Below are 16,734 nucleotides of genomic sequence, written 5' to 3'. Positions count from 1 at the left end.
CCTCTGGGATCGCCGGAACGGGTTCGCCTCACTCATAGACTCCTTCCACAACCCACACCGCCTCCCGGCAGCAGAGCAGCAGTGCGCGGCCGTCTTCCAGCAGTGCCTGTGCCCGAGCGTTCCCCGGACCGAACGGCCACGGTCCCGCCCACCAGTGCAGACGATGCGACCGCGCCCCGAGCCGCACGGTCACCGGCTCCGCACTGAACGCACCGCGCGGACTCACGGCGACCGACCGCCCCTCGGCGTCGAGGACCTCCGCTGTGGCCTGCACCAGCAGCGAGGGCGTCGGCCGGGCAAGGCGGTCCGGCCAGGCGGCCGCCGGATCGCGCGGCGGTCGCAGTTCGTCGCCGAAGGCCACCAGCGCCACCTGCTCGGCCGGTCCCCGACCACCGCTGCGCACCGGCACCCGCACCGACTCGCCGCCGAGCAGCCCTTGGACCCGGACCAGAGCCCGACGTGCTTGATCGCCGAGACCGCCACCGGTGTCGCCCGGAAGCCCGGCGCCCGTCAGCGCCGACTGCAGCGTTCCCGGATTCACCACCTCGACCGGCTCCAGCACCAGTCGGACGACCGGTGAGTCAGGCGCTTCGACGCTGCCGGCCCGGCCGGTCAGCCACCCCTCCAGCTGCCAGCGCACACGGTCGGCAGTGGCCTCCGGCGTGAGCGGCTCCACGCATCGCCAGGTCCGTGAGTGCCGTTGCCCTCGCTCCGTGAACGCGTGAATCGTCAGTCGCATACAGGCCAGCGAGGCTGCGGACAGTCGCTCGTGCAGCTCCTGCGCCATTCGCCGTCCCAGGAAGGCCGCGGCGTCGATCCGATCGACCGGCGGATCACAGCTGTGCTCCACCGCCAAACCCGGCGGGATCGGTGCCCGGCTGGGCCGCCGGCCCGGCAGACCTCGGGCCAGCCGATGCGCGGTGATCGCATCGCCGGAGAAACGTGATGCGATATCCGCGGGATCCATCGCAGCGAAGGCGCCCAGGGTGCGAATCCCCAAGCGCCACAACAGACTCACCAGATCCTCACGTCCCGGGCCGTTCAGCGCGGGTTCTGCCACCAGGTCGGCGACCGGCCTCGCCGAGAGATAGGCGGCATCCGTCCCCGGCGGGACGGTCTGCCCCGATCTCGCGGCGAGCACCGCGGTGAACAGCTCATCGGCCACCCCGACTCTGGCCGTGACTCCCCCGACCACCGTCCTTCCGAGACCATCTGCGTCGCGGCCCCTGCCGACCTCGGCCACCGCATCGGTGAGCCGTTCGGCCAATTGCTCCTCCCCGCCGAAGAAGCGCGCCGCACGATCGGCGGCCACCACCAGCAGTCCCGGCCGCAGCACCTCGGTCATCGGGACCACGCCGGTCACCGCCGCCACCACCGGCTCGAACAATCTCCCATCGCGTGCCGGGTCGGCGTCGTACACGGTCAGCCGCGGACACGACGACTGCGCCTGCCGTTTGCGCATCCCCCGTCTCACCCCGTCGACGCGGGCCGCATGCGAACACGCCTCCACTCGTCCCGCCCGCAGCACCGCCACCGGATCGCCCGGAACTCGCCCGGCCGCCGCGGCGGCCGCCGTCGTCGGCCAGTCCGGACACCACAGTGCCAGCACTCGCCTGCCGGGAGAATCGGCGGTCAATTCGCCACCGCCAGCGCCGCCGGCACCCGGGCCCCGTGTTCTGCACCTGACCCCGCCTTCGGCATCGTCGGCCGGACCAGCCGCATCACTCCTTCTTCTCCCAGTCCCGGCACCACGAGGTCGAACACGTCGCTCACTGGGCGAGCCCCCGGCGCCGACACCTGAACTTCCACCCGAAAACCCCCGATGCGGCCGTATCCGCTTCGCCGTACCGGCAGATGCCGGTACTCCCGCACTCGCCCCTGCACACGCGTGGCCGTCCCCGGCCAGTCACCGAGGACCAGCAGCGTGGACGACTGCTTCCTCGCCCGGCCCCCGAGCACCCGGGCTCGGGCCGGTGCCACCGACGACCCCGTCGGACCCAGTCGATCCTCGAATCCCAGCACCACCAGGTCCATTCCGTCCAGCAGCACCCCAGCCACCTCCAGTCGATCGGCTCCCGGCTCGGCGACCACCGCGATCCGGCTCAGATCCGCCCCCATCTCCACCGCCGCGGCCAGATTGAGTCGCGGCAGCCCGACCAGAGCCACCGTGGCCCCCGTCCGACTCGCCTCGGCGATGATCGACATCGGCACCACCGAAGCACCGGACACCGCGGCCACCGAGCCACGCGGGAGCCCGCGCTTCGGAAACAACGACGCCACGGACTCCGGCACGGCGATCACTCCCGACGACACCACTCCCGAGGCCGTTCCCGCACGAGCGCCCGACTGGCCGGACAGCCGGCTCAGCTTGCGACGCAGGTGTTCCAGTTCGGCCTTCTCCGCTGCATTCATGGCGCTTCCCCTCGTCGTTCCGGGCTTGCGCCCGTGTTCTCACCTCTCGTCCGAAGCGGCAGGGAAGATGCCGGTGTTCGAACTTGTGTTCGATGTTAAGTCCGCCCTCTGACAACCGTCAACGGAGCAGGAAACACCCGCCACACGCGAGGATCTGCGTCCCTTCAGTCGCAACAGCGACCGTCGGCGCACCATGCTCTACCATTCGGATCCATGCAGTCCCGAGCCCTTCCATTCGCCGTCATCGCCGCCGCCGTCACCGGAATCGCGGTCACGGCGCTGCCGTGGTTCGACCTGCGCCGACTGGGCATGGACGCCTCATGGAACGGACTCGGAATCGGCACCGTGAGCCAGAGCGACCTCGGCGTGGCACCGGCCGGCCGCGGCTGGCTGATCGTCGCCGCATGCGCGCTGGCCGCCCTCGCCGGAATCGTCGCACTGCTGCCCGCCGCGAAAGCCCAGAGCATCGGCCGAGTCCTGGCCGGAGTCGCCGCCGTCGGATCCACTGCCGCCGCCTTCGTCCCCGTAGCGGTGTGGATCTGGCCGTCCTGGTACTTCGCCGGGTTCCTCGACGGACTCGGATTGAGTGACGCCCAGGAGCTCGTCACCGTCAGCAAAGCGATCCTCATCGGCCTGATTGTGATACTGCTGATCCTGGCCGCACTGTGCGGCGCACTCTTCATCGACCGCAGCGAACAGAACCTGATCGACGACTCCGGAGCCTGACCCGGCCCACTTCCTGGCGGTACCTCGATTCCGCACGCAGCGACCGCAGCCGCAGACCCGATCCGAACCTGATCAGAACAACGTCAGATCTGGCGAGGGAGCCGTCCCCGCCGGCGGAAGCACCGACGGTTCGGCCGGATTCACACTCTCCGACTCCGGGTCACTGCCCAGACCGTACTTCTCCACGAGCGGCGTCATCCGTGCCCGGAGACCGAGCGCATACTCCGCCGACACGAAGCTCCGTCGGCCGTAGAGGGAGCGGTACCTGCGCACCAGCGCAGGGTGCTCATTTCCCAGCCAGCCGAGGAAGTCAGCACCGTCGTCACCGCCCAACTGCAGCGGAGACACCGACACCCGGGCGGCACCCGCGGCCGACAACGCCGCGAGGAGTTCGTCGAGCTGCGCCGTGCCGTCGGCGAGCAACGGCGGCAGCGGCGCGATCCGAATATGCGGCGCGAGTCCCGCCTCCGACAGCCGCGCCACCATGTCCAGTCGCGCCCGTGGCGACGATGCCGAAGGATCGACCCGCGCCGACAGTCCCGGATCGAGGGTGGCCAGTGAGATCGACACCGTCACCGGCACCGCCCGCCCGATCAACCGCAGCAACGGCAGATCGCGCAGCAGCAGCGTCGACGCGGTGTAGAGAGCGATCGGCGTCTGCGACTCCGACAGGACCGACAGGACCTGAGGCATCATCCGGTAGTGCTCTTCCACCGGATCGTAGGGATCCTCGGCCACTCCGATCGCCACGGTGTCGCGACGCCACGACCGACGCCGCAGCTCCCTCCGGAGCACCGCCGGGGCGTTCATCTTCACCTGCATCGCCTCGCCCGACCGCCGCAGAGCCGAGGCCGCGAAGGAGTGCCGATGACTCCGGTCGCCGGTGACCGATTCCAGCACTGTCCGCGCCAGCACCTCGTGCACCCGGACGCCCGGCGCCTCCGGGATCATGGTCGATCGCATGAAGTCGCCGCACACCAGTTCGGTCAGCGCTGCCATGCCACCTATCCGAACATACGTGCGATGGACTCGTCAAGGGCCGGCGCGCACAGTGAGTGCGGCCCCGATCGCCGTCACCGCCTGCGGCTATCATCGGGCCATGACCTCTCCTGCCACACCCGGCCCGTCGTATCTGGTGGCCGGACGCTACCGGCTGATCCGAAGGATCGGACACGGCGGCATGGGTGCGGTGTGGCTGGCGCACGATCAACTCCTCGACCGCGAGGTGGCGGTGAAACAGGTCCTGACCACCAGCGGGATGGACGAATCAGTCGCCGAGACCTCCCGGGCCCGAGCGCTGCGTGAGGGCCGGTTGGCAGCTCGGCTCTCGCACCGGAACGCCGTTGCGATGCACGACGTCGCGCTCGATCGCAACGAGCCGTGGCTGGTGATGGAGTACCTGCCGAGCCACAGCGTGGCCGACGTCCTGCACGAGAACGGGACGATCGATCCGGTCGAGGCCGCGCAGATCTGCGCGCAGGTGGCCGACGCCATCGCCGAAGCGCACGCCTCCGGCATCGTCCACCGCGACATCAAGCCGGCCAACATCCTGATCGCGAACACCGGCCGCAACGTCGGCCTGGTCAAGATCACCGACTTCGGCATCTCCCGCGCGAAGGACGACGTATCCATCACTCAGACCGGTGTCGTGACCGGCACGCCCGCGTATTTCGCACCGGAAGTGGCCCGAGGCGATGAACCGGGCGAGTCCTCGGACGTCTACTCGCTGGGGTCCACCCTGTACACGATGATCGAGGGGCGTCCCCCGTTCGGCAGCGAGGACAATTACATCGCCACGCTGCACCGGGTGGCGCTCGGTCAGATCAATCCGATCACCCGGGCGGGCGCGCTTTCGCCGATCCTCCTGCGGCTGCTGGAGCCGAATCCCGCCAATCGGCCGACGATGGCCCAGGCCCGAGATCTGCTCGCCAAGTACGCTGCCGACACCCTCGGCACCACCGATAACGTGCTCACCGGGCTGGTGGCGACCAAACCGCTGTCGGCGCGGAACCGGTCGGCCACACTGCCCCCGATCAGCGGTCACTCCACATCGCAACCGTCCACTCCGCAGACGTCCGCCCCGCAGACGCACTCGGCCCCGGACACGTCGCAGGGCTCGGCGCCCCACAACCCGACTCAGGTCGCCTCCGGCTATTACGCGCCACGAACCACGCCGGAACCGGTGCCCTACGCTCCCACGCAGTATTCGTCGGCGCCGGGCCTGTACACGCCCCCGCCCACCTACTACCAGCAGCAGGGGCCGAGCAGTCACGCCGGTCTCGCGGCCGCTGTCTTCGCCGTATTCGCACTGCTCACCGCGATCGCCGCGGGCATCATCATCCTGGTGATGTGACCCGCGCCCGCCTCATCCGATCTGGCGGTTCACCGCCCAGCGGGTGAGGGCGTTGCGGTTGGACTGCTGCGTCTTGCGCAGCACGTTCGACGCGTGAGTCTCCACCGTCTTCACCGAGATGAACAGTTCCTCCGCGATCTCCCGGTAGGTGTAGCCGCGCGCGAGCAGGCGCAGCACCTCCATCTCGCGGCGGGTCAGCGAATCGAGTTCGGGATCGAGCTGCGGTTCGGGCACCGGCGACCGCCCGGTGAAGGAGTCGAGGACGAATCCGGCCAGTCGCGGACTGAACACCGCGTCGCCCTCGGCGACGCGACGGACCGCGTCGGCCAGTTCGGTGCCGTCGATGGTCTTGGTGACGTACCCCCGCGCGCCGGCGCGGATGGTGGCGATGACATCGGTGGCGGCGTCGGAGACGCTCAGTGCGAGGAACACCGGCGCCTCCGAACCCAGCGCGTCGGTCACCCCGCGGAGCACCGCGACACCTCCGCCGCCCGGCATGTGGACGTCGAGCAGCACCACGTCGGGACGCGCCTGGACGATGCCCGCGACCGCTTCGGGAACGTTGCCCGCGTCGCCGACCACCTCGAGTCCGGCCTCGCCGGCGAGCTCGGTGCGCACCCCCGAGCGGAACACCCCGTGGTCGTCGACCAGGAACACCCGGTAGGTCTTGTCGGCGGTCATGAGAGCTCCTGTGTCCGTTGAGTTTCCGAATCGATGGACGCCGACGGCCCGTGCCGCCGGCCACGCGGCAGCATCAGCGCCACATTGGTACCACGGCCCGGTGTCGAGGTGATTCGCACCGACCCTCCCACACGCTCCATGCGCGCGCGGATCGACCGCGCGATGCCCTGGCGGTCCTGGCTCACCGCGTCGGGATCGAACCCCTTGCCGCGGTCGCGGACGAAGACCTCGACGTGGTCGTCGTCCACCTCGCAGTAGACGTCCACCTTGTCGGCGCCGGAGTGCTTGGCGGCGTTCACCAATGCCTCGCGAGCGGCCGCGACCACCGTCTGCAACCCGTTGGAGACCGTCTCGTCGCGCAGTTCGTCGGGAGTCACGTCGCCGACCGTCACCGTCTCGATCTCGACACCGTACGCGTCCTCCACCTCCGCCGAGACCGCCGAGACGGCCGCGGCGAGCGACTCGCGCCTGCGCGCCTGGTCGCCGAAGAGCCACTGCCGCAGCTCGCGCTCCTGGCGACGGGCGAGCTGTGCGACGGCGTCGGGCTGGTCGGCGCGCTTCTGGATCAGCGCGAGCGTCTGAAGAACCGAGTCGTGCAGGTGCGAGGCGATCTCCTCGCGTTCCTGGTTCCGGATCCGCGCGGCACGCTCGGCGTTCAGCGTCCGCCACATCCGCATCCACAGGGGGATGGTCAGCAGCAACACGCCGAACAGCGTCCCGAGGACCGCGAGCAGGGTCGGGTTCATTCCGGCCAGCGCGGTGTCCGGGGCGGTCACCAGCACCACCAGTCCTCCGACCACGAGGACGGCGCCGGCGGCCAGTCGGAGCCACGTCACCACGCCCCCGCGCGAGGAGACGCCGGTGACGTCCACCTCGCGCCACACCAGCGCCGCACCGCCGAGTACCACCACCAGTGCCAGCAGCGTGGACGCCGGCGCGCTCGAGGCTGCGAAACCGTTGAGCAGCAAGGCCACCACGCCGATGACGATCAATCCCTGCGCCTGCCGGCGCTCCCGAGGAGCGGGCCGCTCCACGTCGGTGCCCGTCGGACAGAAGAACCACAGCAGTCCGTAGGCGGCCACGCCCGCCCCCGCCAGCGCGGCGAGCACGACGAAGACCACGCGGACGCGGAAGACGTCGACGCCCAGGTGGTCGGCGATGCCGCCGCACACTCCGCCCACGACCTTGCCTCCGTTGCGCCGGCGCACACGGTCGACTTGCGGGGTCTGCGTCACGTGAGTCATTGATTCGATAGTGGCACGAACCGGACCGCGTGCACATCAGGGAGCATCTCAGGGTTTAACCCGATTTGCCTCGCTGATCAGGCGTCCAAGATTGACTGCATGGACACCAAGACTCTGATCGACATCTGGAACACCCGGCCGGTCCGCCGCCGGACCGGAAAGTCCGTCGGCGGCGTCTGCACCGGCATCGGCATGCGCTACCGGGTCGATCCGACGCTGGTGAAGGTCGCATTCGTCGTCGCGGCGTTGTTCGGGGGCAGCGGAATCCTGCTCTACATCGCCGCGCTGATCGCTCTTCCCGCCGAAGACGAGACGGCACCCCGCAAGATCCATCAGTCGCATCGCGCACATCACCGCGTGCGGCACGACATGCCCTGGTACTGGATCGTGGTCGCCGTCATCGCGGTCATCGTCTTCAGCAACATGGGCTCGTCGCCGTTCTGGGGCACCAGCGGACTGCTCGGACTCGTGCTGATGCTGGGCGGCTGGTGGCTGCTCTATCAGCGCACCCCGACCGCGCCCGCCGGAACCAGCGCGGATCAGCTGAGGCCGTCCGACGGATCGACGACCGCGACGCCCGCGCCGACGCTCATCGCGGACGAGGTGGTCACGAACGACGTTCTCGCCGACACCGCCGTCCGGCCCGCGTCCGAGACGATCCCGTTCGCGGCCGCTGAACCGCCGGCGCCCGCCCCGCCCGACGCACCGCCGTCGTGGGATCCGCTCGGGACCGCGAGGTTCGCCTGGGATCTGCCGGAACCGACACCGCCCGAGCCGCCCGTGGTGAAGCCGCCCCGGTCTCCGTTGACGTCGGTCTTCGCCGGTCTCGCCCTCATCGCCGCGACCGTCGGCACCGCCGCCCGCGTACTCGGCGACGTCGAGTGGTTCACCGTGGGCCGCATCGCCGGACTCGCGCTGGCGGTGCTGGGTGTCGGAATGGCGATCGACGCGCTGCAGCGCAGGCAGAGCAATACGCGCGCGGCCGGACTGGTGCCGCTCGCCATCATCGTCGGCGTCGTGGCAGTCACCGCCACCGCGTTCTCCGGCGATCGGCCGGCCTTCGCCTCCGGCGGGATCGGCGACCGCTCCTGGCATCCGCGCAGCGCCGAGCAGCTCAGCGAGACCTACCAGCTGACCATCGGCACCACCAGCCTCGACCTCCGCGATCTCGGCGGGCTCGACCACGACCGAACCATCGAGATCCACCAGGGCATCGGCGATATGACGGTCTGGCTGCCCGACGACATCCGCGTCAAGACCGAGTGCAGCACGGTGGTCGGTGATCAGACGTGCCCCGACGGGATCGTCAACCCCGACGCCAAGACACCGACGCTGACGGTGAAGGCGAACCTCAACCTCGGAACCGTGGAGATGAAGCATTGATCGACGAGACTCCCGACCAGACCGGCACCGCCGAACCCGAGCGCCACCGCTCAGTGGTGATGGGTCTCTCGGCGCTGGTGACCCTCCTGGTGGCCGCCTGGTGCCTGGCCGACGGCCCCTTCCTCCTCGACACGACCTACCTGCCCTGGGCACTGCTCGCGATCGGAATCGTGGTGGGCGTCGGCCTGATCGCGAGCGGATTCCGAAGAAAGTAGGACCCTCGCCGTCTGCCCAGGCTCGTCGAGCCGCACCGGAGCGCAGCGACGGAGCGAGTCGAGACCACCCACCGCCACCGGCCCAGGCCCGTCGAACCGTCCCTCGCCGTCCACCACAGGCTCGTCGAGCCGCACCGGAACGAAGCGCTACCACAGGCTCGTCGAGCCGCACCGGAGCGCAGCGACGGAGCGAGTCGAGACCACCCACCGCCACACACCACCCGCCCCGAAACCACCGAGTGCCGCCCACATCCAGATGCGGGCGGCACTCGGCGCGGTTCAGCGGGAGGTCACTCCCATTCGATCGTGCCCGGCGGCTTGCTCGTCACGTCGAGCACCACGCGGTTCACGTCCGGGACCTCGTTGGTGATGCGGGTCGAGATCGTCTCCAGGACCTCGTACGGCACGCGCGTCCAGTCGGCGGTCATCGCGTCTTCGCTCGACACCGGGCGCAGCACGATCGGGTGGCCGTACGTACGACCGTCGCCCTGCACCCCGACGCTGCGGACGTCGGCCAGCAGGACTACTGGGCACTGCCAGATCTGGCCGTCGAGGCCGGCGGACGTCAGTTCCTCGCGCGCGATCAGGTCCGCCTTGCGCAGCAGTTCGAGCCGGTCCTTGGTGACCGATCCGACGATGCGAATCGCGAGACCGGGGCCCGGGAACGGCTGTCGGGCGACGATCTCCTCCGGCAGGCCGAGCTCACGGCCGACGGCACGGACCTCGTCCTTGAAGAGGAGGCGCAGCGGTTCGACGAGCTTGAACTCGAGGTCTTCCGGCAGGCCGCCGACGTTGTGGTGGCTCTTGATGTTCGCGGTTCCGCTGCCGCCGCCGGATTCGACGACGTCCGGGTACAGGGTGCCCTGAACGAGGAAGTCGACCTTCTTGCCCGCGGCGGCCTGGTCGCCCAGCACCTCCGACACCGCGCCCTCGAAGGAGCGGATGAACTCGCGGCCGATGATCTTGCGTTTGGTCTCCGGATCGGAGACGCCGTCGAGGTGGCCGAGGAAGACGTCCTCGGCGTCCACCGTCACCAGCCGCGCGCCCGTCGCCGCGACGAAGTCGGTCTGCACCTGCTCGCGTTCACCGGCGCGCAGCAGTCCGTGGTCGACGAAAACACAGGTCAGACGGTCGCCGATCGCGCGCTGCACCAGTGCTGCCGCCACCGCCGAGTCGACGCCGCCGGACAGTCCGCAGATCGCGAGACCCTCGTCGCCGACCTGCTCCCGGATGTCGGCGATGAGCGCCTCGGCGATGTTCGCCGCGGTCCACGTCGGCGTGAGGTTCGCGATCTCGTAGAGGAAGCGGGCCAGCACTTCCTGTCCGTGCGGGCTGTGCAGGACCTCCGGGTGGTACTGCACGCCGGCCATCTGCCGCTCCGCGCACTCGAACGCGGCGACCGGCGCGCCCGGCGTGGACGCGGTGACGGTGAAGCCCTCCGGGGCCACCTGCACGGCGTCGTTGTGGCTCATCCACACCGGCTGCGACTCCGGCAGTCCGCGGTGCAGTTTGCCGCCGTCGGCGACCGTGAGCGTTGTCCGGCCGAACTCGCGTCCGCCGGTGTTCGCGACGGTGCCGCCGAGAGCGGCCGTCATCTTCTGGAATCCGTAGCAGATGCCGAATACCGGAACGCCGAGGTCGAAGAGCTTCTCGTCGATGGTCGGCGCATCGTCGGCGTACACCGACGCCGGTCCGCCCGACAGGATCAGCGCGGCCGGATTCTTGGCCTTGATCTCTTCCAGCGTCGCGTCGTGCGCGATCACTTCCGAGTAGATGCGGGCCTCGCGAACGCGGCGAGCGATCAGCTGCGCGTACTGGGCTCCGAAGTCGACGACGAGTACGGGACGCGGGTGGTCGGGGGATGTTTCCGTCACGACGTGAAGTCTATCTTGCGCACGATCGTCGCTGGTGGTCCGGACCAGCGAGGCAGTTCGGGAGCCCTGCGGCGACCGTCGCGGTCGACTAGAATGATCGGATCGCGGTTCCTCGACTGGACGATGGAAGTCCGGAAGCGAGTTCCCCGCGTAGCTAGTTTGGAAGACTAGGACGCTTTGTGTTCCCCGCGAATGTGTTCCCCGCGAGCGGGGATGGCCCATGGTCGAACTCGGGAACGACGGCGTGGGTGCCGTGCTCCCCGCGCAAGCGGGGATGGTACTTGCCCGCCGGTTATCCAGCCCGTCCCTCGCACTGATGTCCCCTGCGGCGCAACCGGCGTCCGCGAGAGCACCTTCGAATCTAACCTAGCAGCGCAGACGTCCCGTTCTTCGGGCGATTATCAAGGAACGCACACATCCCCCAGGAACCCCCGAATCGCCGACTGATCTGGTGTTTCGATGCCCACCCCTTCATCGGGCCCATCACCTGCTCGGGCGAAGTGCTGACGACCTTCGGCAGCAGCCGATCACCCTTCCGTAGACCATGCCCCCGCCGCGAAGGTTCGTCGGCCCGGCCTCGAATGTGCGCCAGTCGGCCGAGACCCGCTCGCCGCAGGCGAGGCCGCCACGGGCGCGGCAGCTGGCAGTCCCTCGAAGAGCGATCGGCCAACCCGTCTGGCGACTACTGCAGCAGTTTGTTCTTGGCGGTCTCGAACTCTTCGGTGGTCAGTGCACCGGCGTCCCGCAGTGCGGCGAGCTTCGCCAACTCGTCGACCCACGAGGTCGATGGCGATGACGGCGCCGCGGTCGGGACGGGCTCAGGGCGGCTCGTCTTGGTGCCGAACATCGGGTGGGCGCGCAGCGCCTGTTCGATCTTGTCGGCCGCACCGTAGTTGACCGCGACCTCGGCCAGCGTCGTCCCAGAGCCCTGCACGACGAACACCTGCTGCATCCCGGATGCGCCCAGCCGCTTCTTGTCATCGCGCGTCACTTTTCGCACCGAGAACCCGACGATGTCGGCAACGTTCACCCGGAACGCTGGCAGTAGTTTGCCCGTCGGGCGGTATTCGACACTGTCGCCGTAGTCGACCAAACCGCCGTTACCGAAGCCGAGCCCAATTGATCTACTTGGTTCCTTAGCCACGCTCGCTATGCCTTCTTTCTCAACCGGTTCCAGAAGTGATAGTAGCCACCGCGATCACGGTCTCCCCGATGAGCTCAGCTGAGCGTCGAGCCAGGTTGCGTCCCGCAGCGGTCAGCCATGTTGGCCAGCTCATCGAACAGGGGCTCGCCTGCGGCGACCGCCGCACGGACCTCGTCTCGGTATACGACGACGCAACCGTTGCTTCCGGTCCACGCACCGATCACTCGTGAGGGTTCGGCCAACCGCTGGTCCCTCGCTCCCTCGCAATCAGAGTCATCGGCGCCGACCAAGAGGAGGACGAGGTCGCTGTCGAGCCTCATCCGCACCGTCGCCGCCCGAATACCGCGGCTACCGCAGGTTTCGACCCAGTCGCTCAGGTGCCTCTCGAGGCAGTCGAGGGTGTTCAGCCGCGACAGCCTCTTGATCGGGTCGGTTGCGAAGTGCGAGTGGCACCCGCCCGATCCCGCAGCACCACACGTGCGCGGCGAGGCGGGCTGAGGGTCTTGCGGATTCCTCCCCCGACGAAGTGGCGAGAGGGCGTTGGACTTGGATAGTGGTGGTGAATATGGCGTCTGTACCGACCAGAACGGCGAGCGGTGCTCCCCGGCGCGGACGGGGAGTCCGGTGGTGCGCGTGGCGAGCCGACCTGTGCGGATGTGCTCCCCGCGCGAGCGCGAATGGTCGCAGGATTCAGGTGCGACAGGAACCGAGTCAAGCCAACTTCAGCTTCTCGCGGAGCGTTGCCCGAACGCTCGATTGCTCGACAGCCGAGCGCATCTCAGACACGAGACTGGTCTGGACAGTCCGCCCTCCCCGCGCGAACGTTGGGCCCCGAAGCTCGGGATGAACCACGCTGAGTGAGCCATTCTGTACATCAGCGGACAACTCTCCCAACCCGCCACCCCACCCGTTTCGCTCCCGCACCACGCTGCCGCCCAGCCCGCAATAGGTATCTGTGCCACTCGCCAAATACCCTTGACCCTGTGACGCACCTTTCCTCCGACACCGAAGGCCGCCGCTCGCGCTGGTCGCTGACCATTGCCGACCTGGCTCAGTCCGCCGTCTTCGCCGCGCTCATCGCGGTCCTCGGCCTCCCCGGGCAGATCAATCTCGCCGGCGGAGTCCCGATCACCCTGCAGACGCTCGGCGTGATGCTGGCGGGGGCGGTACTCGGACCGAAGAAGGGCACGCTCGCGGTCGTCATCTTCATGGTGCTGGCCATCGCCGGCCTGCCGATCCTGGCGGGCGGACGCACCGGCATGGTGGCGCTCGGCTCCCCGACCGCAGGCTACTTCGTCGGCTTCCTGCCCGCGGTGATCGTGATCGGCCTGCTCACCGCGCTGATGATGCCGAAGTACAACATCGTGGCGGGCATCGTGATCAACCTCTTCGGCGGCGTCCTGATCATCTACGCGTGCGGCATCGTGGGCCTGCTCCTGCGCACCGACATGTCGCTGGGCGCGGCCATCGCCACCAACGGATCCTTCGTCGCCGGCGACGTGCTCAAGGCGCTCGTGACCGCTCTCGTCGCGGCCCCCGTGCATCGCGGCCGTCCCGGTCTCATCGCGCCGCTGCGGCCGTCGTTCCTCCGCCGTGCCTGAGCCCGCCCCGTCGTCGATCGTCTTCGACGGCGTCGAGCACGCCTTCGGCGACCGCGTGGTACTGCGCGGAGTGGACCTGGCCATCTCGCAACGCCGCGTCGGCATCGTCGGCGCCAATGGCAGCGGCAAGTCGACGCTGGCACGGATGATCAACGGGCTCGTCCTCCCCGACCGCGGGACGGTCACGGTCAACGGGCTCGACGTCCGCAAGAACAAGCGCAGGGTCCGGCGCGACGTCGGCTTCATCTTCTCCGATCCGGACCGGCAGATCATCATGCCGACCGTGGCCGAGGACATCGAGCTCTCGCTCTCGCGCATCGTCTCCGACAAGGCCCAGCGTCGCGCCCGGGCGCGCGAGGTACTCGCCGACTTCGGCCTCGACGGCCACGCCGACCAGCCCGCGCATCAGCTCTCCGGCGGCCAGAAGCAACTGCTCGCGCTCGCCGCAGTGATGGTGGTCGGACCGACCATTCTGGTGGCCGACGAGCCCACCACCATGCTCGACCTCCGCAACGCGCTCATGCTCCGGGGAGTGTTCGCCGACCTCGCAGAACAGCTGATCGTGCTGACGCACGACCTCGACATGCTCGACGACTTCGACCGCGTGCTCGTCCTCGACGACGGCCGGGTGGTGGCCGACGACGAACCGGCCCCCGCACTCGCCTTCTACCGCGACCTGATGAGCCGATGATCGGCGTCTACGTCCCCGGCCGCTCCCTGCTGCACCGGCTCCCGGCGGGGTTCAAGATCGTCGCGCTGATGGCGTCGATCATCACGCTCGCCGTGGTGGTCCGAACACCGATCGCCGCCGGGATCGCCCTGGCGGTCACCGTCGCGACGTTCGCCCTCGCCTGGATTCCGCCCCGCCACGCCTGGTCGCAGATCAAGGGCGTGGTCTGGGTACTGGCGGCGCTCTTCGTCTTCCAGTGGATCATCACCGACGCCGCGCGAGCCTTCGTGGTGTGCGCGGTCCTGCTCGCCTCGGTGGGGCTGGCCGCCGTCGTCACACTCACCACCCGGACCACCGACATGCTCGACGCGATCATCACCGGACTCTCCCCGTTGCGCCGGCTCGGCGTGCGGACCGACCTCATCGCCATGGCGTTCGCGCTCACCATCCGCAGCATCCCACTGATCGCCGAAGTGCTCGCCCAGGTGGACGAGGCGCGTCGCGCCCGCGGACTGCGCGCCGGCCCGCGCGTTCTCCTGGCACCGACGGTGCTCGCCGCCCTGCAGACGGCCGACGGCTTCGCCGAGACCCTCGCCGCACGCGGAATGGACTGACGAGCAGCCCTTCCCCGATCTGTCGGTCACCGCGGTCTGTTAGCCTTCAATCAGACGGCTTGACGACTTCAAGGAGGATGCGGTGGACCCCTTCCCGCACCTGTCGCGCGCCCTCTTCGCCCACTCGGTGTACTTCCTCACCGATCACTGTCAGTAGGGCTCATCGCACCGTGCCGTCCCGTTCTCAGGGTCGGCACCTGAGCACCGGATCCAGGCCATCAGTGTCTGCAAACCGACCCTCACGGACCCATTTCGCAAAGGAAAAGTCATGTCTCCCACCATTTTCGACGACGTCACCGCTCTCATGGGCCGCACCCCGCTGGTGCGCCTCAACCGCATCACCGACGGCGTGGACGCCACGATCCTGGCCAAGCTGGAGTATTACAACCCCACCAACTCCGTGAAAGACCGCATCGGCGTGGCGATCGTCGACGCCGCCGAAGCCTCCGGAGAACTGCCCGCGGGCGGCACGATCATCGAGGCCACCAGCGGCAACACCGGCATCGCACTGGCGATGGTCGGCGCGGCGCGCGGCTACAATGTCGTCCTGACGATGCCCGAGTCGATGTCGAAGGAGCGCCGCGCCCTGCTCCGCGCCTTCGGCGCCGAACTCGTCCTGACCCCGGCCGCCGAAGGCATGGCCGGCGCCGTCAACGCCGCGGAGAAGATCGCCGCCGAGCGCCGCGGTTCGGTCCTCGCCCGCCAGTTCGCCAACGAGGCCAACGCCGAGATCCACCGTCGCACCACCGCCGAGGAGATCTGGAACGACACCGACGGCGCGGTCGACGCCGTGGTGGCCGGCATCGGCACCGGCGGCACGATCACCGGTATCGGCCAGGTCATCAAGAAGCGCAAGCCCGAGATCAAGATCTACGCCGTCGAACCCGCCGAGTCGCCCATCCTCAACGGCGGCGCGCCCGGACCGCACAAGATCCAGGGCCTGGGCGCCAACTTCGTCCCCGAGGTCCTCGACACCACCGTGTACGACGAGGTCATCGACGTCGACGTCGACACCGCCGTGAAGTGGGCCCGCCGGGCGGCCACCGAGGAGGGCCTGCTCGTCGGCATCTCGTCCGGTGCCGCGCTGGCCGCCGCCGTCGACGTCGCCAAGCGTCCGGAGCTCAAGGGCAAGACCATCGTCGTCGTGCTCCCCGACTTCGGCGAGCGCTACCTGTCGACGCTGCTCTTCGAAGGGCTGGTCGACTGATGTCCGAGCCGGTTCCGCTACTTCGCCTGCTGCGCGAAGATCTGCGCGTCGCGCAGGAGCGGGATCCGGCGGCCCGGTCGATGATTGAGGTCGCACTCGCCTACCCGGGAGTCCATGCACTCTGGTTCCACCGGGTGGCTCACCGACTGTGGAACTCCGGCGGGGCGGCGCGTCTACCCGCGCGCTTGCTCTCGCAGTTGGGCCGGTTCGTCACGGGCATCGAGATCCATCCCGGCGCGAGGCTCGGCCGCCGCATGTTCATCGACCACGGCATGGGTGTGGTGATCGGCGAGACCGCCGAGGTCGGCGAGGACGTCGTGATGTTCCACGGATCCACCCTCGGCGGCGTCAGCATGTCGAAGGGCAAACGTCATCCCACCGTCGGCGACCGCGTGCTGATCGGCGCCGGCGCCAAGGTCCTCGGTCCCATCACTCTCGGTGACGACGCGAAGATCGGCGCCAATGCCGTTGTGGTGCATGACGTTCCGGCCGGATTCGTCGCAGTGGGCGTCGCCGCGACGACACGGGCGGCCGGCGCACCGGTGCACGATCCGTACGCCGACCCGGCGATCTACATCTGATTCTTCCTGCTCAAACGCTTATGCCGTTC

The 16,734-nt window shown here is 69.0% G+C and carries 16 protein-coding genes; 9 read left to right on the top strand and 7 right to left on the bottom strand.

Going from position 1 to position 16,734, the window contains the following annotated elements; all coding sequences use genetic code 11:
* Positions 1–28 precede the first annotated feature (28 nt).
* Together ACZ5QD_RS01710 and ACZ5QD_RS01705 are read right to left on the bottom strand one after the other, a co-directional pair.
* Positions 29–1,636, bottom strand: a complete 1,608-nt coding sequence (locus ACZ5QD_RS01710; protein ID WP_045537807.1) for a DNA polymerase Y family protein — start codon at positions 1,634–1,636, stop codon at positions 29–31.
* Complete coding sequence (locus ACZ5QD_RS01705; RefSeq protein WP_006897213.1) at positions 1,633–2,412, bottom strand: hypothetical protein; 780 nt, start codon at positions 2,410–2,412, stop codon at positions 1,633–1,635. Before ACZ5QD_RS01705 ends, ACZ5QD_RS01710 begins: the two co-directional genes overlap by 4 nt.
* 213 nt (positions 2,413–2,625) lie before the next feature.
* Here ACZ5QD_RS01705 and ACZ5QD_RS01700 point away from each other — a divergent pair, with 213 nt between their 5' ends.
* Positions 2,626–3,138, top strand: a complete 513-nt coding sequence (locus tag ACZ5QD_RS01700; RefSeq protein ID WP_045537805.1) for a hypothetical protein — start codon at positions 2,626–2,628, stop codon at positions 3,136–3,138.
* 72 nt (positions 3,139–3,210) lie between these two features.
* Here the strand turns inward: ACZ5QD_RS01700 and ACZ5QD_RS01695 are convergent, their stop codons facing one another.
* Positions 3,211–4,137, bottom strand: a complete 927-nt coding sequence (locus ACZ5QD_RS01695; RefSeq protein ID WP_045537804.1) for an SPL family radical SAM protein — start codon at positions 4,135–4,137, stop codon at positions 3,211–3,213.
* A gap of 100 nt (positions 4,138–4,237) precedes the next feature.
* Between ACZ5QD_RS01695 and ACZ5QD_RS01690 the strand changes: the two genes are divergently transcribed.
* Entirely contained in the window at positions 4,238–5,491 is a 1,254-nt protein-coding gene (locus ACZ5QD_RS01690; RefSeq protein ID WP_045537813.1) for a serine/threonine-protein kinase, read from the top strand.
* Between the two features lie 12 nt (positions 5,492–5,503).
* On the opposite strand, the gene ACZ5QD_RS01685 is transcribed toward ACZ5QD_RS01690, so the two are convergent.
* Positions 5,504–6,172, bottom strand: a complete 669-nt coding sequence (locus tag ACZ5QD_RS01685) for a response regulator (protein ID WP_006897209.1) — start codon at positions 6,170–6,172, stop codon at positions 5,504–5,506.
* Complete coding sequence (locus ACZ5QD_RS01680) at positions 6,169–7,416, bottom strand: sensor histidine kinase (protein ID WP_045537802.1); 1,248 nt, start codon at positions 7,414–7,416, stop codon at positions 6,169–6,171. The genes ACZ5QD_RS01685 and ACZ5QD_RS01680 overlap by 4 nt, the downstream gene beginning before the upstream one ends.
* A gap of 99 nt (positions 7,417–7,515) precedes the next feature.
* On the opposite strand from ACZ5QD_RS01680, the gene ACZ5QD_RS01675 reads away from it, so the two are divergent.
* Together ACZ5QD_RS01675 and ACZ5QD_RS01670 are read left to right on the top strand one after the other, a co-directional pair.
* A complete protein-coding gene (locus ACZ5QD_RS01675) occupies positions 7,516–8,799 on the top strand; it encodes a PspC domain-containing protein (protein WP_045537800.1) in 1,284 nt (427 codons plus the stop codon).
* Entirely contained in the window at positions 8,796–9,014 is a 219-nt protein-coding gene (locus ACZ5QD_RS01670; RefSeq protein WP_006897206.1) for a hypothetical protein, read from the top strand. Before ACZ5QD_RS01675 ends, ACZ5QD_RS01670 begins: the two co-directional genes overlap by 4 nt.
* A 290-nt stretch (positions 9,015–9,304) precedes the next feature.
* Here the strand turns inward: ACZ5QD_RS01670 and guaA are convergent, their stop codons facing one another.
* Together guaA and ACZ5QD_RS01660 are read right to left on the bottom strand one after the other, a co-directional pair.
* The gene (guaA, locus tag ACZ5QD_RS01665) at positions 9,305–10,888 is read right to left on the bottom strand and encodes a glutamine-hydrolyzing GMP synthase (RefSeq protein WP_045537798.1); all 1,584 of its coding nucleotides are present in this window, start codon (positions 10,886–10,888) and stop codon (positions 9,305–9,307) included.
* A 682-nt stretch (positions 10,889–11,570) separates the two neighbouring features.
* The gene (locus tag ACZ5QD_RS01660) at positions 11,571–11,879 is read right to left on the bottom strand and encodes an SHOCT domain-containing protein (protein WP_156150453.1); all 309 of its coding nucleotides are present in this window, start codon (positions 11,877–11,879) and stop codon (positions 11,571–11,573) included.
* A 1,136-nt stretch (positions 11,880–13,015) separates the two neighbouring features.
* On the opposite strand from ACZ5QD_RS01660, the gene ACZ5QD_RS01655 reads away from it, so the two are divergent.
* From ACZ5QD_RS01655 to cysE, 5 genes are all read left to right on the top strand, one after another.
* Positions 13,016–13,633 (top strand): biotin transporter BioY, encoded by a 618-nt coding sequence (locus ACZ5QD_RS01655; RefSeq protein WP_045537794.1) that lies wholly within the window; start codon positions 13,016–13,018, stop codon positions 13,631–13,633.
* Positions 13,626–14,324, top strand: a complete 699-nt coding sequence (locus ACZ5QD_RS01650; protein WP_433820465.1) for an energy-coupling factor ABC transporter ATP-binding protein — start codon at positions 13,626–13,628, stop codon at positions 14,322–14,324. The genes ACZ5QD_RS01655 and ACZ5QD_RS01650 overlap by 8 nt, the downstream gene beginning before the upstream one ends.
* The gene (locus tag ACZ5QD_RS01645) at positions 14,321–14,917 is read left to right on the top strand and encodes an energy-coupling factor transporter transmembrane component T family protein (protein ID WP_433820467.1); all 597 of its coding nucleotides are present in this window, start codon (positions 14,321–14,323) and stop codon (positions 14,915–14,917) included. Before ACZ5QD_RS01650 ends, ACZ5QD_RS01645 begins: the two co-directional genes overlap by 4 nt.
* 268 nt (positions 14,918–15,185) lie before the next feature.
* Positions 15,186–16,124 (top strand): cysteine synthase A, encoded by a 939-nt coding sequence (cysK, locus tag ACZ5QD_RS01640; RefSeq protein WP_045537792.1) that lies wholly within the window; start codon positions 15,186–15,188, stop codon positions 16,122–16,124.
* Positions 16,124–16,705 carry a serine O-acetyltransferase gene (cysE, locus tag ACZ5QD_RS01635; RefSeq protein WP_006897186.1) on the top strand — a complete coding sequence of 194 codons (582 nt, stop codon included), beginning with the start codon at positions 16,124–16,126 and terminating at the stop codon, positions 16,703–16,705. The genes cysK and cysE overlap by 1 nt, the downstream gene beginning before the upstream one ends.
* Positions 16,706–16,734 lie beyond the last annotated feature (29 nt).

This window comes from Gordonia sp. J1A, assembly GCF_055393515.1.
Note: the sequence above shows the minus strand (reverse complement) of the source record. Positions and strands in the feature narration are given on the sequence as shown.